Consider the following 21,372-nt stretch of genomic DNA (forward strand, 5'->3'; position numbering starts at 1 on the left):
CCGGCCGTCGGCCGCGCTGCAGGTGGCGAGCGCGCATTATCAGTCGTCCGACGCGGCGATCCTGCTGCAACAATACCTGGCGCTGCTGGACGGCTGCTCGAACCAGCCGGATGCCGCGCCGTCCGAGTTGACCTTGCCGGCCGGCGCGGTCGGCGGCGCCAGCGCCGCCAGCGTCGATTTCGGCGACGTGTTGGTCGGCCAGCGCATCGGACAACTGGCTGCCGATACGCCGCAGGCGCCGGCCATCGTCGACGGCAGCAGCACGCTGAATTACCGCGAGCTGGACCAGGCCGCCAGCCGCCTGGCGCACTGGATGGCTGGCCAGGGCGTCGGCCGTGGCCACCTGGTCGGCCTGAACCTGGAACGTTCCGCCTCGTTCGTGGTGGCGCTGCTGGCGGCCTGGCGCCTGGGCGCCGGCTACCTGCCGCTGGACCCGCACTGGCCGGCCGGCCGGCGCGACGCGATCCTGGCCGACGCCCGGCCCGCGCTGCTGCTGCACGCCAGCACGGCGGCGCTGCACAGTGCGGGCGCCGACTGGCCCGCGCAGTTCGCGCTGGACGTGGTGCTGGAAACGCTGGCGGCCGGCGCCGAGCACAGCGGGCCGGTGCCTGCTGGCGCCGGCGACATCGCCTATCTGCTGTACACCTCCGGCTCGACCGGCACGCCGAAGGGCGTCATCGTCGAACACGGCCAGTTGCTGAACTATGTGGCCGGCGCATCCCAGGCGATGCAACTGGGCGACAGCCGCCGCTGGGCGCTGACCGGCACCGTGGCGGCCGACCTGGGCAATACCGCATTGTTCGGCGCGCTGTACAACGGCGCCTGCCTGGTGATCGCCGGCGCGGCCGACATGCAGGATGCGCCATCGTTCGCGCGCTTCCTGCGCAGCCAGCAGATCGACGCCGTCAAGCTGGTGCCGTCGCACCTGGAAGCGCTGCTCGATTGCGACGAGGCGCTGCTGCCGCAACGCGTGGTGCTGGGCGGCGAGGCCGCGTCGGCCGCGCTGATCGGCCGCATGCTGCGGCTGGCGCCAGCCTGCCGCATCTACAACCATTACGGCCCGACCGAAACCACCGTCGGCGTGATGATCCACGCCGTCGACGGCGCCGCGCCGCCGGTGGGCGTACTGCCGCTCAGCGCCGCGCTGCCGAATTGCCGCATCCTGGTGCTGGATGGACAGCGGCGGCTGGTGCCGGCCGGCGCGCTGGGCGAGCTGTATATCGGCGGCGCGCAACTGGCGCGCGGCTACCTGAACCGCGACGGCGCGGCGGTCTTCGTCGATGATCCGGCCGCCCCGGGCCAGCGCCTGTACCGCAGCGGCGACCTGGCCTGGCTGATGCCAAGCGGCGCCGTGCAACTGGCCGGCCGCGCCGACCACCAGGTCAAGATACGCGGCTACCGCGTCGAGCCGGCCGAAATCGAGGCGGTCCTGCTGGCGGCGCCGGGCGTGCGCCAGGCGGTGGTGCTGGCGGTGCCGGACCAGGCCGGCCAGGCCGGCTTGCTGGCGGTGCTGGTGCATGACGATGGCGCGCAGGGCGCCGAGGCGGAACTCAGGGCGCACCTGGCGGCGCGGCTGCCGGCCCATATGCTGCCGGGGCGCTATCTGTTCGCGGCGCAGTTGCCGCGCCTGGCCAACGGCAAGATCGACCGCGCCGCGCTGGCGCTGTCGGCCCCGCCGGAACGCGGCGCGGCCATCGTGGCGCCGCGCGATGCGCTGGAATGGCTGCTGGCCGATTGCATGGCCGGCTTGCTGGCGCGCCAGGAAATCGGCGTCGACCAGGACTTCTTCGAACTGGGCGGCCATTCGCTGCTGGTAATCAAGCTGACCGCGCGCATCCGCAAGTTGCTGAAGGTCGAAATCGCGCCCGGCCTGGTGTTCGACCACGCCACGGTGGAAGCGCTGGCGCGGCTGCTGCGCGGCGTCAGCCCGGACGCCGCCCAGCTCGACAAGCTGGCCGAGGCGCAGCGCAAGCTGGCGCTGCTGACGCCGGAACAGCGCGCCGCCTTGCTGGAGCGTTCGCGCCAGGGCCAGGCCGCGTAATTCATGAACAAGAGATCGGATCAATCGATGAGCGAGATGGACCAGGAGTTGCAGCAAGCGTCAGCCACGGAGTTCGACCCGGATTTGCTGGCCTTGCTGCTGGATGAACAGGATAGTGGCGACGGCCCGGACGCGATCGTCCGGCGCGGGCCTGGCGCCGCGCCGGCGCCGCTGTCGTACGGCCAGCGCCAGTTATGGCTGCTGCACCAGCTGGAGCCCGGTCTGACGGCCTACAACCTGGTGCGCGCCTTCCGCCTGTCCGGCGCGCTCGACGCGGCGGCGCTGGAACGCGCGCTGCAGGCGCTGGTGGCTTGCCACGATGTGCTGCGCACGCGCTTCGAGATCCGTGACGAGCAAGCGGTGCAGGTGGTGCAGCAGCATGCGCCGCTGGCGCTGCGGGTGGAGACGCTGGAGCATGGCGCGGCCGGCGCGGCGCAGCTGCGGCAGCGCCTGCGCGACGCGGCGGACACGGTGTTCGACCTGGCCAGCGCGCCGCTGCTGTTCGCGCGCCTGTACCTGACCGGGCCGGGCGAGCAGGTGCTGGTGATCGGCATGCACCACCTGGTCAGCGACGGCTGGTCCAACGCGGTGCTGATGCGCGACCTGGCGTCCGCTTACCGGCAGGCGCTCGGCGCGGATGACAGCGAGATCACGCTGCCCGCGCCGCCGCTGCGCTACGCCGATTACGCCGCCTGGCAACGCGGCCGCGCGGAGACGCCGGCGCTGCAGGCCGAACTCGATTATTGGGACGCCTATTTGCGCGGCGTGCCGCCGCTGGTGCTGCCGGGCGACCGCGCGCGTCCTGCCGCCGGCGAGGCCGCCTATGCCGGCGCGCAGTTGCGCTTTACGCTGCCGGCCGCGCTGTCGGCGCGGGTGCTGGCCTTTTGCCGGCAGCAGGGCTGCACCGAATTTGTCGCCTTCTTCGCCGCCTGGCAAGTGCTGCTGGCGCGTTACAGCGGGCAGGACGATTTTGCGGTCGGCGTGCCGAGCGCCGGCCGCGGCCGCGAAGAATTGCAGCAACTGGTCGGCTTCTTCGTCACCATGCAAGTCTACCGCGCGCGGCTGCGGCCGGACATGCGCTGGTCCGAACTGTGCCGGCAATTGCGCGGCGATGCGCTGGCGGCGCTGAACCATGCGGACGCGCCGCTGGAATTGCTGCTGGAGCGGCGCCGCGGCGCCACGCGCTACGCCACGCGCGACGCCACGCGCCAGCCGCTGTTCCAGGCCATGTTCGGCTTGCAAATGATAGACGGCGACGATACGCCGTCGCTGCAAGGCTTGCAGGTGGCGGCGCTGGAACTGGAACCGGGCAGCGCCAAGCTGGACCTGTCGCTGGAAATGTTCGTGGTGCGCGGCGAGGTCCATTGCGCCATCGAGTACGGCACCGGCATGTTCGACGCCGCCACCATCGAGCGCTTGCGCGACGGCTACCAGCGGCTGCTGGAACTGATGACCGATCATCCGCAGCAGGCGCTGGGCGAGGCCGATTTCCTGCCGCCCGCACAGCGGCGGCAACTGATGGCCTGGGGCCGCAATGAGCGCGCCTATCCGGCCATGGCGCCGGTGCAGCGCCGCTTCGAGGCGCAAGTGGCCGCGCGGCCCGACGCGGTGGCGCTGCTGTGCGGCGCACAGTCGCTCAGCTACGCCGAACTGAATGTGCGGGCCAACCGGCTGGCGCACCACTTGGCGGGGCTGGGCGTCGGTCCCGACAGCCTGGTCGGCATCGCGCTGCAGCGCTCGGAAGCGCTGGTGGTCGGCCTGCTGGCGATCCTGAAGGCCGGCGGCGCGTATGTGCCGTTCGACCTGGATTACCCGGTCGAGCGGCTGGCCTATATGGCGCAGGACAGCGGCGTGACGCTGCTGCTGACCGGTTCCGAGCCGGCGCCGTGGGCGCCCGGCGCGACGGTGCTGCAACTCGATACGCTGGATGTGTCCGGGCAGCCGGAGCATAACCCGGTCCCGCCGCTGCGCGACGACAACCTGGCGTACGCGATCTATACCTCCGGTTCGACCGGCAAGCCGAAAGGGGCGGCCAACCGTCACGGCGCGCTGAACAACCGGCTGGCCTGGATGCAGGACGCCTACGGTTTGCAGGCCGGCGACACGGTGCTGCAAAAGACGCCGTTCAGCTTCGACGTGTCGGTATGGGAGTTTTTCTGGCCGTTGAGCGAGGGCGCGCGCCTGGCGCTGGCGGCGCCGGGCGAACACAAGGATCCGGCGCTGCTGGTCGCGCGCATCGCGCGGCACCAGGTCGACACGATCCACTTCGTGCCGTCGATGCTGCAGGCGTTTATCGCGCACCTGGAAGCGGAAGGCGCGGCTGATTGCGCCAGCCTGCGCCGCATCGTGTGCAGCGGCGAGGCGCTGCCGGCCGAGCTGCAGGCGCGCACGTTCGCCTGCCTGCCGCAGGCCGCGCTGTACAACCTGTACGGCCCGACCGAGGCGGCGATCGACGTCACCCACTGGACCTGTGTGGCCGACGGCGCGCTGTCGGTGCCGATCGGCGCGCCGATCGCGGCCACCGAAACCCATGTGCTGGGGCCGGAACTGCAGCTGGTGCCGCGCGGCGCGGTGGGCGAACTGTACCTGGGCGGCGCGGGACTGGCGCGCGGCTATTTGCGGCGCGGCGCGCTGACGGCCGAGCGCTTCGTCGCCGATCCGTTTGGCGGCGGCGGGCGTCTGTATCGCACCGGCGACCTGGTGCGCTGGTCCGGCGACGGCCAACTGGAATACCTGGGCCGGATCGACCACCAGGTCAAGCTGCGCGGCTTGCGGATAGAATTGGGCGAAATCGAAGCGCAGCTGCTGGCCCAGGACGGCGTCAGCGAGGCGGTGGTGGTGGCGCGCCAGGGCGCGGGCGGCCTGCGGCTGGTGGCGTATGTGGCGCCGCGCGGCGACGCAGCGGTGCTGCGGGCGGCGCTGGCGGCGGTGCTGCCGGACTATATGGTGCCGGCGCAGCTGGTGGCGCTGGATGCGCTGCCGCTGAACGCGAACGGCAAGGTGGACCGCAAGGCGCTGCCCGAGCCTGAGAGCGAGCATGGTGTATATGCCGCGCCGCAGGGGCCCGCCGAACAGGCGCTGGCGGCGGTGTGGGCGGAAGTGCTGGGGGTGTCGCGGGTCGGACGCGACGATAATTTCTTCGCGCTGGGCGGCCATTCGCTGCTGGCGATCGGCCTGATCGCGCGCCTGAAACAGGCCGGCCTCGGCATGCTGGCCTTGCGCGACGTCTTCGAGCATGCGGGTCTGGCGGCGATGGCGGCCCGGCTGGCGCCGCCCGATGCGGTGGCGGGTCGGGCCGGGGTCGCGGAGATCGCGTTGCTGCCGGTACCGCGCGGCGCCGCCATGCCGCTGTCGCTGTCGCAGCGCCGCCTGTGGCTGCTGGACCGGCTGGCCGGCACGCCGTACAAGCGCGCCGCCTACAACATGGCTTCGGCGCTGCGTTTGTCGGGGCCGTTGTCGCTGGCCGCGCTGCGCGCCGCGCTGCAGCAGATCGTCGCGCGCCATGAAGTGCTGCGCACCGCCTATGTCGATGACGACGACGGCGAACCGCGGGCGGTGATCGCGGCGCAGGTGGCGCTGGAGGTGCCGCTGCTGGAACTGGACGGCCGGGCGCAGTCCGATATCGATGCGGCGCTGGCCGAACATGCCGGCCGGGTGTTCGACCTGGCGCGGGCGCCGCTGCTGCGCGCCGCCGTGCTGCGCACCGGGCCGCGGCAGCATGTGCTGTCGTTCGTGGTGCACCACATCGTCGCCGACGGCTGGTCGCAGGGCGTGCTGGTCGACGAATTCGTCGCGTTTTACCGCGCGGCGCTGGAAGGGAGGCCCGCCGCGCTGGCGCCGCTGCCGCTGCAATACGCCGATTACGCGGCCTGGCAGCACCGGCGCTGGCAGGGCGACTTGCTGGCCACGGAAGAGGCATTCTGGCGCGATTATCTGCGCGCTGCGCCGGCGGTGCCGGTGTTGCCATGTGACGGCGCGCGTCCGGCGCAGCCCAGCCATGCCGGCGCCGCCGTGCGTTGCGTGGTGCCGGCCGCGCTGGCCGCCCAGGTGGCCGCACTGGCGCAAGCCAACCAGCTGACGCCGTTCATGGTGCTGCTGGCGGCGTTCCAGCTGGTCCTGCACCGCCAGGCCGGCGCCGACGACCTGGTGCTCGGCACCGACGTCGCCGGCCGCAGCCAGCGCGAGCTGGAAGGCTTGATCGGCTTCTTCGTCAACGTGCTGCCGCTGCGTTCGCGGCTGGCGCCCGGCATGCGCCATATCGACTTCCTGCGCGCCAGCGGGCGCGCCGCGCTGGACGCCTTCGGGCACCAGGAGCTGCCGTTCGACCAGGTGGTGGAATTGTCCGGCGTGGAGCGCGACCGGCGCTGGAATCCGCTGCTGCAAGTGCTGTTCGTGCTGCAAAACGCGGCCCAGGGCCAGCTCAAGCTGCCGCAACTGGACATCGAGGTGCTGCGCGACCAGGACGTGTCGTCGAAGTTCGACATGGCGATGTTCGTCACGCAGTCGGCCGACGGCGGTTATGGCGCCAACCTGGTGTACGCCACCGAACTGTTCGGGGCGGACACGGCAGGCAAGCTGGCGGACGCGTGGCTCGACACGCTGCACAAGATGACCGTCGATCCGCTGCTCCCGGTGAAGGCGCCGGCGGCCGGTGCGGCGGCAAAATTGAAGAAACTGGGCATGTTGGCCGGCAAGGCTGTGGCCCGATGAAGCGGATGGATGTGATGGAGCAGATGGATCAGATGGATCAGATGGATCAGATGGATCAGATGGATGAGGATGTGCTGGCCTTGCTGCTGGATGACGAGGATGCCGGCGCCGATGGCGACGGCGCGGGAACGGCGCTGCGCACGCGGGTGGCGTTCGGGCAGGCGGCCCCGCTGTCGTACGGCCAGCATCAGCTGTGGCTGTTGCAACAGCTCGATCCCGGCCTGACCTCCTATAACATGGTGCGCGCCTTCGAGATCGGGGGTGTGCTGGACCCGGCCGCGCTGGAAGCGTCGCTGCGCGCGCTGATCGCGCGCCATGCGGTGCTGCGCACCCGTTTTGAGCAGCGTGACGGCGTCCCGGTGCAGATCGTGCAGGAGGGCGCGCCGTTCGAGCTCGATTTTGAAGACCTGGCCGAAACACTGGAGCAGGCGTCAGGCGCGGCAGGGCAACTGGCGCAAAGACTGCGCCAGGCGGCGGACCATGTGTTCGACCTGGGCGTTGCGCCGCTGCTGTTCGCGCGCCTGCTCCGCCGCGGGCCGCAACGCCATGTGCTGGTGCTGGGCATGCACCATATCGTCAGCGACGGCTGGTCCAACGACTTGCTGTTGCGCGACCTGGCGCAGGGCTACCGGCTGGCCCGGGGCGGCGCGCCGGCGCCGGACCCGGCCCCTGCTTGGTATGCCGAATATGCGCTGTGGCAGCGCCAAGGCATGCCCGGCGCCGGCTTGCCGGCGCAGCTGGATTATTGGGAGCGCTACCTGCGCGGCGTGCCGGCGCTGTCGATGCCGGATGCGCCGCCGCGTAACCCGGCGGCGGCGATGCCGCCGGGCGGGCGCCGCCGTTTCCCGCTGCCGGCCGCGCTGGCGGCGTCCTTGCGCGACTTTTGCCGCGTGCAGGGCTGCACCGCCTTCGTCGCCTGCCTGGCCGCGTGGCAAGTGCTGCTGGGACGGCTGGACGGCCAGCGCGATTTCGCGGTCGGCGTGCCGAACGCCGGGCGCGGGCGCGAGGAAGTGCAGCAGGTGGCCGGCTTTTTCATCACCATGCAAGCTTATCGGGCGCGGCTGCGGCCGGACCTGCGCTGGGCCGAACTGTGCCGCCAGGTGCGCGGCGATACGCTGGCCGCGCTCGGCCATGCCGACGCGCCGCTGGAACTGCTGCTGGAACGGCGCAGCGGAGAGGCGCGCCCGACCGGCCGCCATCCGCTGTTCCAGGCCATGTTCGGGCTGGAAATGCAGGCCGACCAGCGCGCCCTGGAATTGGACGGCCTGGCCGTGACGGCCTTGCCGCTGGACCCGGCCGGCAACAAGGCCGAGCTGTCGCTCGATATCGTCGGCGGCGACGGGCAATTTTCCTGCATCCTGGAATACGATGCGCACCGCTTCGACGAGAGTGCCGCCGGCGCGCTGGAAGCCGGCTATCTGCAACTGCTGCAGGCGATGGTCGCCGTGCCTGGCGCGGCGATCGGCGGCGCGGCGCTGCTGGCGCCCGGGCAACTGGCCTTGCTGCGCCAGCTGGGCGAGCATCGGATAGCGGACCAGGACCACCACGCGGTACCGGTGATGCGGCTGTTCGAGCGCCAGGCGCTGGCCACGCCGGACGCGGCGGCGCTGCTGTTCGACGGCCTGGAGCTCGGTTACGCGGAATTGAACCGGCGCGTCAACCGGCTGGCGCATTATCTGGTGGCGCAGGGCGCCGGCGCCGAGACGCGCATCGGCATCGCGCTGCCGCGTTCGATCGAACTGGTGGTCGGCGTGCTGGCGATACTGAAAAGCGGCGCCGCCTATGTCGCGCTGGACCCGGACTATCCGCGCGAGCGGCTGGCCGCGATGGTCGACGACAGCGCCATCGCGCTGATGCTGACCACCGCCGCGCTGGCGCCGGTGCTGCCGCCGGCGGGCCGCAAGATTCATGTCGATACGCTGGCGCTGGACGGTTACGACAGCGATAATCCCCGCATCGCCGTCGATCCAGCCCAGCTGGCCTACGTCATCTACACCTCCGGCTCGACCGGCAAGCCGAAGGGCATCGGCGTGGAACACCACGCGCTGAGCGGGCATACCCGGGTGGCGCTCGGCTACTTCGGCCTGACGCCGCTTGACCGGGTACTGCTGTTTTCGACGATTAATTTCGACGGCTTTGTCGAACAGCTGTTCCCGCCGCTGTGCATCGGCGCCGCGGTGGTGCTGCGCGGTCCGCAACTGTGGGACAGCGCGCGCTTTTACCGTGAAGTGATCGCACAGCGCATCAGCGTGGCCGACCTGAGCACCGCCTACTGGTTCTTGCTGGCGCAGGATTTTGCCGAGCACGGTGCGCGCGACTACGGCGCGCTGCGCCAGGTGCACGCCACCGGCGAGGCGATGCCGCCCGAAGGCATGCGCGCGTGGGCCGGGGCCGGCCTGGGCCGGGTCAAGCTGCTCAACAGCTATGGCCCGACCGAAACCATCGTCACCGCCAGCGTCTACGACTGCCATGCCTGCGTGTCCGGCGCCGAGCCGCTGCCGGCCGGCACCCCGATCGGCCGTCCGCTGGCCGGACGCCATTTCCATGTGCTCGACGGCGACCTGAATCCGGTGGCGCCGGGCGTTTCGGGCGAGCTGTGCATCGGCGGTGCGCTGCTGGCGCGCGGCTACCTGAACCGGCCCGGCCTGTCGGCCGAGAAGTTCATCGCCGATCCCGGCGGCGAAGCCGGCGCGCGGCTGTACCGCACCGGCGACCTGGTGCGCTGGCGCGCCGACGGCCAGCTGCTGTACCTGGGGCGCATCGACCAGCAGGTCAAGGTGCGCGGCTTTCGCATCGAGCTGGGCGAAGTCGAGTCGCAGCTGCTGCGCCAGCCCGGCGTGCGCGAAGCGGCGGTGATCGCCGACGCCGGCCAGTTGCTGGCCTACCTGACGGCCGATGCCGGCGCCGTGCCGGACGAAACCGCATTGAAGCGGGCGCTGGCGCTGGCCTTGCCCGACTATATGGTGCCGGCGCGTATCGTGGTCCTGGCGTCGCTGCCGCTCAGTCCGGCCGGCAAGGTCGACCGCAATGCGCTGCCGCGGCCGCAAACCGGCGCCTTGTGCGCACGCGAGGCGCCGCAGGGCGCCGCTGAAATTGCGCTGGCCGGGATCTGGCGCGAGGTGCTGCAAGTCGCCGGCGTCGGACGCGGCGATGACTTTTTTGCGCTGGGCGGCAATTCGCTGCTGGCGTTGCGCCTGCTGCGCCAGGTGCAGCGGCGCTTCGGCGAGGCCAGCCTGGCGCTGGCCGATGTGTTCAACACGCCGCGATTGATGCAGCAGGCGCTCAGGCTGGATGTGCGGCCCGATGCGGACCAGGCGGCGCATTGCGAGGTGGTGCGGATGAACCGCGCCGGCGCCGGCATGCCGCTGTACTGCTTCCCGGGACTGAACGTCAATTCCAGCGAATATGCGGCGCTGGTGCAGGCGCTGGGGCAGGACCGGCCGGTGCAGAGCTTTGTCTGCCACGCGCTGACGGCCGCGCGCTGGGATGGGCTGGAACTGGAACAACTGGCGCGCCGCTACGCCGCCCACATCCGCGCCGATGCCGGCGGCCGGCCGTGCGCCTTGCTGGGCTGGTCGTTCGGCGGCGACCTGGCGTTCGCCACCGCGCGCGAGCTTGAACGGGAAGGGGGGCAGGAGCGCAAGCAGCCGGTGGCGCTGGTCTGCCTGGTCGATGTGTTTGAAAGTCCCACGCTGCCGCGGCGCGGCTTGACGCAACAGGAAAGCGCGGCGGCGGAGCAAAAACTGGCGCGCTGGCTGGAGCGTTCCGCGATGGCCGGGCGCTGGCGCCAGCTGTTTGGGCGCATGACGGCGGACGAACGGAGCGCCGCGCTGCGGCACTTGCTGGACGAAGCCGAACTGCCGCTGGATGGGCCGGAGCTCGGCAGCGGCGAATACAGCCTGTGGGTGGCGTTCGACAATGCGCTGATCATGGACCGCTACCGTTACGCCAGCGGCGTCCCATTGCGGGCGCCGCTGCACGCGTTCCGGGCCGGCGCATCGCTGGAGCGGCGCGCGCCGGGCTTGCGCGACTGGAGCGCCCACGCCGAACTGGCCGGCGCCAGCGTGGTGCCGGGCGTCGATCACCGCGGCATCCTGCTGGCGCCGGCCTTCCAGCAAGAGGTCAAGCGCCGCTTGCGCGAACTGGATGCCTGATTACTTGGTATCGAATACGGCGATGGCGGCGGCGATGGCCGCGTACGGATCCAGGCCGGCGTATTCGGCTTGCAGCCGGCGCGCGTGCTGGCGGTAGCTGGCGGTCGCCAGGATGTGCTCGACCGCCGCGCGGATCGCCGCCACTGTCGGACGCTGGGTCTTCAGGTTGATCGCGGCGCCGCTGTGGGCGGTGCGCGCATTGCCTTCGATCTTGTCTTCGGTTTCACCGGCCAGCACCATCGGCACGCCGAAACTGAGCGCTTGCTGGGTGCCGGCAAAACCGCCGTTGCTGACCAGAATGCTGGTATGCGGCAGCAGGTCGACGAACGGCACAAACCTGGCTACCCGCGCATTGGCCGGCACGTGGGCCGGCACGGCGTCGCTGCCGGTGGCGGCCACCACCAGCACCGGCAGGCCCGCCAGCGCTTCCAGCGTCGGCTCGATCAGGTGGCTGAAGTCGCTGTTGGCGATGGTGCCCTGGGTCACCACCACCACCTGTTCCGCATCGAGCACATCTTGCCACCAGTCGGGCAGCTTGGCGTCCGAGGGCGGCGACGGCAGCGCGCCGACGAATTCTATATGGGCTGGCAAGTCGGACCGTTTATAGCTCAATTCCTCGACCGACAATTGCAGGTATTTGTCGGCGTGCGTAGCCATGGTTTCCAGGATAAACGAAGCCGGTTCGGTCGCGCCGAGGCGCGCCAGTTCTTGCGCATACAGCACTTGCGTTTCGCCGAACAGCGTCTGTTTGAAGAATTCGTTCTGGGCCGCGTTGCGGGCTCGTCCTTCCGGCGTGCTGTCGGGCGGCAAGCCCGCGCCCCCCGGCGCGGTGTCGATGCTGCTCAACATCAGCGGCACGGTGCCGACCACCACATAGCCCTTGGCGCGCACGCCCGGGGCGCCATGCAATGCCGGCGCCACGCCGTAGAAGCCGGATTCGGTCAAGACCACCGCCTGGTCGTCGCCGAATTGCGCCAGCACCCGCTGCAAGGTGCGGTACTGGTCGGCCATGGCGTCAACGACCAGGTGTTTCAGGTCGTACTTGACCTGGTCCAGCCCTTGCAGCGCCAGGCGTTCCGGCGAGACGAAGAGGGCCTGGTCGAATTCGGCGGCGCCGCTGACGCGCACGAAGGTGGCGCCGGTTTTTTCGACGGCGGCCTGGAACTGGATGCCGGTGATGAACGACACCTGGTGGCCGCGGCGCACCAGGTCGGCGGCGATGAACAGCATCGGTGAAGTGTGGCCTTGGGCGTCGGTGGCGCCGATGATTATCTGGGTCATGCTGTTACCTCGTTGATTGTGGTGGTCGCCGCTTGCGGGCGGCTGTTGATGAAAGTGGCGGTTGCCATGTTGATGATCCTTTGTTGAAATGCCGCGTCAGTGCGGCGGGTGAGTCGGAGAGTCGTGATCAAGATACTTTGTTCATTTCCAGCTGAAACATCAATTCCACGTCGTCCGCGATCGCGGCCGGATCAGTGCGTATGCCGAATGCGCTGCGGCTGACATGGGCGCTGCCGGAAAAATCGACCGATGGCACTTTCAGGAACGGATTCATGATTTGCTGCGCCATCGTGGTATTGAATTCCACCGGCACGGTCTTGCCGCGCACTGTCAGGTCGCCAGCGATGACGTGTGGCTGTGGGAAGGTTCGATTTCCCGGGACGCATGGCTGACGCGGGGCAGGATGCCGGCTGCAAGCAGCAGGCCGGAAGTGCAAATTGTTGACTTCATAATAATGGTTTCTGTGGTGTCGAGACTGCTGAATATTAGGCGTTGAGGGCGTGTCCGGAAATGCACATTTTCATCAAGCCTATTTCAAAAAATCGACAGCATGCGCCATGCCTGTGCACGCTGGATACGTGATAGTGTGATACAGGTTCAAATGAAATGATGCTGGCGGCAGCGGCGAAGCCGGCCGCTTCTTGATGAGAATGCAAGCGGACCGCCGTGGTCACGAAGGCGATGTCGTCGGCGTCGGCATTGACCAGGCGGGCGAACTTGGCGCGCACCTGGTCCCGGTCCAGCGGCGTGCCGGATGGCGACAGCATGCGGTGCTTCAGGTGGGCATCGACGGCCCGCTTGACGCCGATGCTGGCGGGTGCCGGAAACCGGAGTCGAGCTAGCAGAGGTCGCCGGACAGGAACGAGCGCCGGTCGGGCAGTTCGGGCGGCGCGCCTGGCGGTGGAAAGAATTTTTACATGAAATGTGGATAATTCCTGGAATTTATACATTTTGTTGTTTTTCGACGAGCCACCGAATGGCCGTATCTGCCGCGCTGTGGCCGCGCACCGCAGCGTCTCTCCTTACGAATGCAACAAATTGTTGATATAGTATGCCTGCTTGTCGCTTTGCTTATTTTTCCTACACCGCCATTCAGGATCGGATCCCTTCATGCTCTCTAAAAAGCGCGCCACATTGTCTCCGGAGATCGTCACGGAGCGCAGACTGCTGATGAGTGCACTGCATCCCATCGTCGACATGCTGGGCGGTATTGTCGGCCCGCATATCGAAGTGGTGCTGCACGATCTGACCCAGCCTGAGACTTCCGTGGTGGCGCTGGCCAATGGCCATGTGTCCGATCGGGGGCTGGGCGCTTCGATCCTCGGCGGCCTGAAGAACGACAAGGCGTTTATCGACGCCACCGAACAGCTGTCGGTGCGCGGCGAGGCGGTGCATTCGGTGATGGCCAGCTATGCGACCGTGACGCGCTCCGGCCGCGAACTGAAGTCCGCGACCGTGCTGTTCCGCGACGCCAATGGCGACCTTTACGCGGCGCTGTGCGTGAACGCCGATTTGAGTCATTTCCAGATGGCCCACAGCTTTCTGACCAAATTGCTGCATCCGCAGCCGCAGAGCGGGCCGGCCGATGCGGTGCTGCCGGATATGGATGTCTTGATGCGCGAGATTATCAGCGATGCGGTGCGCCTGCACGGCAAGCCGGTGTCGATGATGAACAAAAAGGAGAAGACGCTGGCGGTGAAGAACATGCTGCAGCGCGGACTGTTCATCGTCAAGGGCGGAGTGGAGCGGGCCGCCGCCGCGCTGGAAGTGTCGCGCTATACCGTCTACAACTACCTGGAGGCGCTGCGCCAGGAAGACGATCACGACGCCGGCTGAGGGCATGACCTGAAGGCTTCTTGAACGGTAATTGTGGTAAAAGTGCGAGTTTAAATGGACGTGCTCGATCCGGCCGCGCTTCTGCCACGCCGGCCGGTCCGTTCGAAGCGATACTGGGCGCGCGGCCGTTCGCACCGTTTATCGAGGCCCGGGAGGTCATCTGTGAGCCGGAAGCACGCTGCCGCGCCGGATTACGCTGTACTGGACGGGGCTTGCAGCATGGTTTCCGGCCAGATGGCGTATTGGCCGCCGTTGCCATACAGATCGCGTTGTTGCCGCACATGCTCGGCCATGTGTTCGATAAACAGCTTGATCCGTGTCGCATAGCGCAAATCCGCATGCGTCAGCAGCCACAGTTCGGAATTGCCGGACTTCGGCACCATGCTGACACAGCGCAGCGGCGAGCCTGGCCGTACCAGCATCACCGGCAGCGGCGCCACGCCGAGTCCCGCTTCGGCCAGCTGGCGCAGCACGATGAAGGAGTTGGCCCGCAGCGCGGCCGGCTGATTCGGCAGCGCCCGTTGCAGCCAGCTCGACACCGACGAGTTTTCCAACGCGCCGTCCGGCAGCAGCCAGTACAGGCCGGCCACGCTGGCCACGTCCGCTTGTGCCAGGTAGCCGGGCGTCGCATACAGGCCGAACACCAGCGGGCCGAGGCGCTTGCCGACCAGCTTGTCCGGTGGTGCGACGGAGGGGCGCAGCGCTATGTCGGCCGCGTGTTTCTGCAAGTCCAGCTGGCTGTTCGAGATCATCACTTCGACGGTGATCGCGGGATATTTGGCGCGGAAGCTGGCCAGGATCGGCGACACCATGCACTCCATCAGCGCGTCGGTGGTGGTGAAACGGATTTTGCCGTCCACTTCGGCGCGCTGTCCCGATAGCCGGCGCCGCGTTTCATTGACGGTGGCCTCGATCGTTTCGGCGGCGGCGATCAGGAGCTTGCCGCCTTCGGCCCCCTTGTAGCCGGCCGCCAGCCGGTCGAAAATGCGGGTGCCCAGCGTCAACTCGGTTTTTTGCAGGCGCCGCAAGACCGTCCCGTGCGTGACCTTCAAAATCCGTGCCGCCGCGGCGACCGAGCCGTGCCGCGCCACCGCCAGGACAAAGCGCAGGTCGTCCCAGTTGAAATCATCCATATTGCTTCTTTCGTGTTTTTTATTGCGCGATGACGTAATGTTGCGCTATTTCAGCGGCCATGCATACTAAATAAGTCTTTAGTTTTCAATGTCATATACGGAAGATAAGACAGATTGGACGTCAGCTTGCCGAAATTGAACAAAGTTGAACATACAGCCATCGGCCGCGCCAGATTTTTCCACCTGCCAAGAAAAAGTGCAGCAATTCTTTTCCCTTTTTAAACAATAACTTGCCATCCACGGCCCTGCCTTGTGAACAAACTTATCCACAGATTTTGTTAACAAGTGGCGCTTGCCGGCCGCCGCTGCGCCGTCCGGGCCATGGGGCCGCGTCGGGCCAGCTGCTGCAGCGTCTTTTTTTCATTATCAAATTTCGTATAAATAAGCATATTTTTCTTCGTATTCAAGGTTTTTTAACTTGTATATACTTTTTCTGATGGTGATGCTCTTTACCGAAGTGCGGTTCTCCACGTATCCGGCGCTGGCGACGATCTTGCCCTTGGTACCGGCTTCCATGGCGCCGGTCGCGGCGCATCCAATGCTGACACCCAATCTCATTGCTGTAGCAAAATGCTGGTGCTGTATTAAAAAATACTAAAAATTAACTCTAAGGGATGGTAATGGGAAAGCATTTGATTGGTCATGGTACCTTGGTCGTACTATCGGCTGTAGTCCTTACATCGCCGGCGCAGGCGCAGCAAGCCGCTTCGGCTGGCGGTTCGGATACGATCGAGCGGGTCGAAGTGACGGCCACGCGTGCCGCCGGCTCGGTCGATGTGCAAAAAGTGCCGGCCGCGATCACGGTATTGCAGCCGGAAAGCCTGGCCAAGTTTGGGCTCGGCAACCTGACCGATATCGCCAGCGCGGTGCCGGCGATGAGCGTGCAAGAGCAGGGGCCGGGCGTCAACAACATCACCATGCGCGGGCTGGTGGTGCGCGGCATCGTGCCGTCTGAAATCCAGGATGCGTCGCTGGTGGCGGTGTATGTCGACGATATGCCGGTGACCTTGAAATCCAGCAATCCTGATTTGAAAGTGCTCGACCTGGAGCGCATCGAAGTATTGCAGGGCCCGCAGGGCACGCTGTTCGGCGCCGGCGCGATGGCTGGCGCGGTGCGCCAGATTACCCAGAAACCCGACACCAACGAGCTGTTCGGCTCGCTGGAAGCGGTCGGTTCACGCACCTCCGGCTTCGGCGGCAACAACCATAATCTGCGCGGCATGGTCAACATCCCGTTGAAGGATGACGTGCTCGGCTTGCGCCTGGCTGCTTACACCGGCAATGATTCCGGTTATGTCAGAAATGCCCTGACCGGCGACACCACCAACGCCGTGTCGACCAACCAGGGCCGCGCCGCGCTGCGCTTGCGCGCCAGCCGCGACTTGACGGTGGACGCCAGCGTCACTTCGTCGAATATCAAGGGCGGCATCAACGACGCCTACGCCGACCTGGCGCCATACACCACGATCGCCTTGCTGCCGCAAAAAAGCAATGACAACCTGCAACTGTATAACGTTGCGCTGAATTACGACCTGGGCGGCGCGCAACTGGTGTCGTCCACCTCTTATCTGCACCGCGACACCTTGTATGTGCAGTCGGCGCAATATCCGGCCACCGCCTTCATTTTCGGCGGCAATCCGCCGCTGATGCAAGCCGCTTACCAGATCGCCAATGCAGTGACCGACTTTGCGCAGGAATTGCGGCTCAACTCGAACAGCACCGGTCCCCTGAAATGGACCGCCGGCGCGTTCTTTGAAAGCGGCAAGCGCCACGTGGTGCAGGAAGAGCCGACGGTCGGTTTCGATGCGCGTTTCGCGGCCACCCATAATTTCCCTGGTTATAACTCGCAAACCAACGAACTGGCGTCGACCCCGGATAACTTCTTTTCCGGCTTGCAAAACACCAAGTCGCGCCAGGTCGCGCTGTTTGCCGAAGGCACTTACACCGTGTGGGATAAACTCGATCTGACGGCCGGCTTGCGCCTGTTCCGTGGCACCCAGGATTTCGACCTGCGCTTTTCCGGCCTGTTCGGCAACCTGGTCGGCGCCACGCCGGCGTCGCCGGTCGGCACGCCCGAAACCAGCAGCAGCAGCGCCACCTCGCAAGGCGCCAACCCGCGCTTTGCCGCCGCTTACCGGCTCGACCAGGATCACATGCTGTATGCCAGCGCCGGCAAGGGCTTCCGTTATGGCGGCAATAACCAGCCGGTGCCGTTCAAGCTGTGCGGCGTGAACGCGCCGACCACGTTTGCGCCGGACAGCTTGTGGAACTATGAAGTCGGCTCGAAAAACACTTTGCTGGACCACCGCATGACCTTCAACGTCAGCGCTTACGTGATCGAGTGGAGCGATGTGCAGGTCTTCAATAAATTGCCGTGCACCTATTACTACACGCTGAACGCCGGCAAGATCCGCAGCCAGGGCCTGGAACTGGAAACCGCGTTCAAGCTGACCCGCCGCGCCACTTTCGGCCTGAGCGCGTCGTATAACAATGCCTATGCCAAGGATACCGTGGTGACCGGCATCGCCGCGCAAAACATTCCGGCCGGCAGCCGCACGCCGTATGCGCCGCACTTCGCCGCCAACGCCACCGTCGGCTACAGCATCCCGCTGTCGGGTTCGGATGAAATCGGCGTTTCGGCCAGTTATGCCTATCGTGGCGATTCCTACACTAACTTTGCCAAGGCGCAAGGCAGCTACGAAGAAATCCCGTCGTCGAACATGGTCAACGCGACGCTGACCTATAAAACGCGCGGCTACGAAGTCGGCCTGTTCGGCAGCAACTTGACCAACGGCACCAAGGTCAGCGACGTAACGCCGAACGTGATCGCGATCCAGCCGGGCAATGCCTTGTACATGGCGCGTCCGCGCACCATCGGCCTGCGTTTCAAGACGCGTTTTTAAGCGGCGCCGCACTTTTTCCTGGAGATTGACATGACATCTGCTTCCCCTCGGCACTGGCCGGTCTGGGCCATCTGCGCGGCCCTGTTATGCGGGCCGGCGCAGGCTGAACCGGCCGAGACCGGCATCACCATCGGTTCCAAGATCGACACGGAAGCTTCGCTGCTGTGCCCGATGGTCAGGCTGGCGCTGGCGGCGCATGGCATCAAGGTCAGGGACAAGTGCGGCACCGGCGCCACCCAGGTAGTGCGCAAGGCCTTGCTGGAAGGGGAAATCGACGCCTATCCCGAATACAGCGGCAACGCGCCTTACCTGATCAAGAACGTCAAGTTTGAACCCGGCATCTTCAAGGATGGGGCCAGGGGTTACGCGGCCGGCGCCAGGGCCGACCTGGAACAGAACCAGATCGTCTGGCTGAAACCGGCGCCGGCCAGCGTCAGTTATGGCGTGGCGATTCCGCAAAAGCTGGCCAGGGCCGAGAAAATCGCCACCTGGTCGGACCTGGCGCGTTACATCAACGCCGGAAAAACCTTTAAAGTGGTGGTCAGCCAGGAATTCGTCGACCGCGACGATGGCTTGAAGGCGTTTGAAAAAGTGTATGGATTCCGATTAAAACCGGCGCAATTGATTATCCTGCCGGGCGGCAATACCGCACAGACCGAGACGGCGGCGGCGCAAGGCACCAGCGGCGCCAACGCGGCGATGGCGTACACCACCGACGGCCAGATTCCCGCGCTGGGACTGGTGGCGCTGACCGACAACGCCGGCGCCGTCGATGTGTCGCAACCCTTGCTGACGATACGCAGCGCGGCGCTGAAGAAATATCCCGGCATTCCCGCCATCATCGAGCCGATCTTCGCGACGCTGGACGTGGCCACGCTGTCGCGCCTGAACACCAAAATCGTCGTCGGCGGCCAGTCCGGGGCCAAGGTCGCCGAACAGTATTTGAAACAAAAAGGCTTTTTGAAATGAGCAGCGCGCTGCGGATGCGATTGCCGTTGGCCGGCAAGTCCGGTATCAGATGGCCCGGATTTTCGGCGCGGCCGAACAGCATCGCGCTGTGTGCCGCGCTGCTTGGCCTGCTGTCCTTGCAGTGGCCGTTTGTCGTGTTGCGCCTGAACCGCGTGATGCCATTGGGCGATGACTACTCCCTGTTTGCGTTGAATCCGGGCTGGGGCGGCCTGGCTGCCGGCGCCTGGCTGCTGTTCGGTGTCAGCGCGGTGCTGGCGCCAGGCAAGTTGCGCAAGGCGGCGCTGGCGCTGGCCTTGAGCATCGCCGCCGGCGCGTGTTTTGCCGCATTGACCTGGGGCGCGCTGCACCTGACCGCCGACAATGAATTTTCCCGCGTCGGCATCGGCGCCGGCGCATGGAGCAGCCTGGCCGCGCTGTATATCGCGCTGTTCGCGCTGCACGCCGAAGCGCCGTTATGGCTGCCGGCGCCGCTGCTGGTGCTGGCCGCGCTGGCCGGCGCCGCGCCGTACCGCCACCTCGGCATCGTGCTGGAATACCGGGAAGTCGCTGATGTATTCCAGCAAGAATTCCTGCGCCACATCTTGCTGGTCGGTGCGGCCTTGCCGCTGGTTATCCTGGCCGGCGCGGCGATCGGCGTGCTGGCGGTGCGCAAACCGGCTTGTGAAGGTGTGCTGCTGAGCGTCACAGGTTTCTTGCAAACCGTGCCGTCGATTGCCTTGTTCGGCTTGCTGCTGCCCTTGCTGTCGGTCTATGGCCGGCAGGTGACGGTGGCTGGTGCGCTGCTGTTTGCGCTGGCCTTGCTGGTGTTAACCGGCGCCGGCTGGCTGCTGCTGAAACGCTGGCCGCAGCCGCTGTTGTTGACCGTATATGGCGTGGTCATTGCGCTGGGGCTGCTTGTATTGCTGCCGGTGTTCGGTTTGACGGTGTATCAATTGATGGCGGACGGCGCCGCTTTTATCGCCAGCCTGCATGCTTCGGCCACGCTGGCCGAGCTGGGCTTGCGCGGCCTCGGTGCGGCGCCGGCCATCGTCGCGCTGGTGCTGTATGGCATTTGGCCGATCGTGGTGCATACCCATGCCGGCCTGGGCAGCGTGCCGGCCGCGATCCTCGAAGCGGCGCGCGGCATGGGCATGAGTAGCCGGCAAATTTTCTGGCGCGTCGAATTGCCGCTGGCCGCGCCCTTCCTGGTGCAGGGCGTGCGGGGAGCGTTGCTGCTGCTGATCGGCTTGACTACCGTCGCGGTGTTGGTCAATGCCGGCGGCCTCGGGTTTTTCCTGTTGCGCGGCACGGAACAATCGGTGTCCGACCTGGTGTTGCTGGGATCGTTGCCGGTGGTCGCGCTGGCCTTCGGCGCCGACGCCTTGACCCGCTTGCTGGCTTGGGCGCTGACGCCACGGGGAGCTTGGAGATGATACGTTTGAGTCACATCGACAAGCATTACGACAGCGTGGTGGCGTTGAATCGGGTCAACCTGGAAATCGACCACGGCAAGCTGGTGGTGCTGATCGGCCCGTCCGGTTGCGGCAAGTCGACCTTGCTGCGGGTGGTCAACCGCATCATCGAACCGAGCGGCGGCCGGATTTTTATCGACGGCAAGGACGCGCTGGACATCGATCCGGTCTTGCTGCGCCGTTCGATCGGCTATGTGATCCAGAACGCCGGCTTGTTCCCGCATTTGACGATACGCGAAAACGTTGCCGTCGTGCCCCATTTGCTGGGCTGGGACAAGGCCAGGCGCTTGCGCCGCGCCGACGAGATGCTGGCGCTGGTGCGACTCGATCCGCATCAGTTCGGCAATCGCTATCCGAAGGAATTGTCGGGCGGGCAGCAGCAGCGGGTCGGTATCGCCCGCGCGCTGGCGGCCGATCCGGCGGTGTTGCTGATGGATGAGCCGTTCAGCGCCGTCGATCCGATCACCCGCGAACAATTGCAGGAAGAATTGCTGCGCATCCAGCGCGACGTGCGCAAGACCATCGTTTTTGTTACGCACGATATCGATGAAGCGATCCGTCTCGGCGACAAGATTTGCCTGATGCGCGAAGGTTCAGTGGTGCAATACGCCGATCCCGACACCATGCTGCGCCATCCGGCCGACCCGTTCACCGCCCAATTCATCGGGCAAGAGCCGGAATTGAAGCGGCTGGGCCGTCACAGCGTCGGCGACTTCATGCGCCACGATGCGCCCGGGGCCGGCCTGGCCGGGGCCGAACGGGTAGGACTGTCGACCAGCGCGCGCAGTGCGCTGAGTAAACTGCTCGGCGGTCAATCCGCGCTGGTGGTGGTCGACGCCAGCGGCGTCGCGGTCGGCCATGTGTCGCTGGCCGATTTTGCGTCGCTGGCATGAC

General features: G+C 66.7%; 12 protein-coding genes and 2 pseudogenes. 9 read left to right on the forward strand and 5 right to left on the reverse strand.

Annotation, left to right across the window (positions count from 1 at the left end; all coding sequences use genetic code 11):
• The first annotated feature begins 22 nt into the window (after nucleotides 1-22).
• The 4 genes and pseudogenes from GJA_RS08150 to GJA_RS08160 all read left to right on the forward strand — a co-directional run bounded on the left by GJA_RS08150 (nucleotide 23) and on the right by GJA_RS08160 (nucleotide 10,905).
• Nucleotides 23-2,041 carry a non-ribosomal peptide synthetase gene (locus GJA_RS08150; RefSeq protein ID WP_206778343.1) on the forward strand — a complete coding sequence of 673 codons (2,019 nt, stop codon included), beginning with the start codon at nucleotides 23-25 and terminating at the stop codon, nucleotides 2,039-2,041.
• Between the two features lie 36 nt (nucleotides 2,042-2,077).
• Nucleotides 2,078-5,299: pseudogene (locus tag GJA_RS08155) on the forward strand (amino acid adenylation domain-containing protein); the annotation flags it as partial.
• Between the two features lie 96 nt (nucleotides 5,300-5,395).
• Nucleotides 5,396-6,751 (forward strand): annotated as a pseudogene (locus GJA_RS28675) (condensation domain-containing protein); the annotation flags it as partial.
• Nucleotides 6,748-10,905, forward strand: coding sequence for a non-ribosomal peptide synthetase (locus tag GJA_RS08160; RefSeq protein WP_051780472.1), 4,158 nt, complete (start codon nucleotides 6,748-6,750; stop codon nucleotides 10,903-10,905). The pseudogene GJA_RS28675 and the gene GJA_RS08160, both read left to right, overlap by 4 nt.
• Here the strand turns inward: GJA_RS08160 and GJA_RS08165 are convergent, their stop codons facing one another.
• From GJA_RS08165 to GJA_RS27185, 3 genes are all read right to left on the reverse strand, one after another.
• On the reverse strand, nucleotides 10,906-12,186 hold the full coding sequence (locus tag GJA_RS08165) for a nucleotide disphospho-sugar-binding domain-containing protein (protein ID WP_038490820.1): 1,281 nt from the start codon (nucleotides 12,184-12,186) through the stop codon (nucleotides 10,906-10,908).
• A 127-nt stretch (nucleotides 12,187-12,313) separates the two neighbouring features.
• The gene (locus GJA_RS27770) at nucleotides 12,314-12,622 is read right to left on the reverse strand and encodes a YceI family protein (protein ID WP_277914396.1); all 309 of its coding nucleotides are present in this window, start codon (nucleotides 12,620-12,622) and stop codon (nucleotides 12,314-12,316) included.
• 49 nt (nucleotides 12,623-12,671) lie between these two features.
• Nucleotides 12,672-13,136 (reverse strand): hypothetical protein, encoded by a 465-nt coding sequence (locus GJA_RS27185; protein WP_144241460.1) that lies wholly within the window; start codon nucleotides 13,134-13,136, stop codon nucleotides 12,672-12,674.
• A 220-nt stretch (nucleotides 13,137-13,356) separates the two neighbouring features.
• On the opposite strand from GJA_RS27185, the gene GJA_RS08180 reads away from it, so the two are divergent.
• Complete coding sequence (locus GJA_RS08180) at nucleotides 13,357-14,022, forward strand: helix-turn-helix transcriptional regulator (RefSeq protein WP_051780476.1); 666 nt, start codon at nucleotides 13,357-13,359, stop codon at nucleotides 14,020-14,022.
• A 191-nt stretch (nucleotides 14,023-14,213) separates the two neighbouring features.
• Here the strand turns inward: GJA_RS08180 and GJA_RS08185 are convergent, their stop codons facing one another.
• Both GJA_RS08185 and GJA_RS08190 read right to left on the reverse strand, forming a co-directional pair.
• Complete coding sequence (locus GJA_RS08185; RefSeq protein ID WP_051780478.1) at nucleotides 14,214-15,155, reverse strand: LysR family transcriptional regulator; 942 nt, start codon at nucleotides 15,153-15,155, stop codon at nucleotides 14,214-14,216.
• 366 nt (nucleotides 15,156-15,521) lie between these two features.
• A complete protein-coding gene (locus tag GJA_RS08190; RefSeq protein ID WP_038490830.1) occupies nucleotides 15,522-15,707 on the reverse strand; it encodes a hypothetical protein in 186 nt (61 codons plus the stop codon).
• A gap of 98 nt (nucleotides 15,708-15,805) precedes the next feature.
• Here GJA_RS08190 and GJA_RS08195 point away from each other — a divergent pair, with 98 nt between their 5' ends.
• From GJA_RS08195 to GJA_RS08210, 4 genes are read left to right on the forward strand one after another with little or no spacing between them, the layout of a single operon-like run.
• On the forward strand, nucleotides 15,806-18,058 hold the full coding sequence (locus GJA_RS08195) for a TonB-dependent receptor (protein WP_167541092.1): 2,253 nt from the start codon (nucleotides 15,806-15,808) through the stop codon (nucleotides 18,056-18,058).
• 30 nt (nucleotides 18,059-18,088) lie between these two features.
• Entirely contained in the window at nucleotides 18,089-19,027 is a 939-nt protein-coding gene (locus tag GJA_RS08200; protein WP_038490836.1) for a glycine betaine ABC transporter substrate-binding protein, read from the forward strand.
• On the forward strand, nucleotides 19,024-20,439 hold the full coding sequence (locus GJA_RS08205; protein ID WP_051780480.1) for an ABC transporter permease: 1,416 nt from the start codon (nucleotides 19,024-19,026) through the stop codon (nucleotides 20,437-20,439). Before GJA_RS08200 ends, GJA_RS08205 begins: the two co-directional genes overlap by 4 nt.
• Nucleotides 20,436-21,371, forward strand: coding sequence for an ABC transporter ATP-binding protein (locus tag GJA_RS08210; RefSeq protein WP_038490839.1), 936 nt, complete (start codon nucleotides 20,436-20,438; stop codon nucleotides 21,369-21,371). The genes GJA_RS08205 and GJA_RS08210 overlap by 4 nt, the downstream gene beginning before the upstream one ends.
• The last annotated feature ends 1 nt before the right edge of the window (nucleotide 21,372 follow it).

It is taken from the genome of Janthinobacterium agaricidamnosum NBRC 102515 = DSM 9628 (assembly GCF_000723165.1).
GTDB classification, from domain to species: domain Bacteria; phylum Pseudomonadota; class Gammaproteobacteria; order Burkholderiales; family Burkholderiaceae_D; genus Janthinobacterium; species Janthinobacterium agaricidamnosum.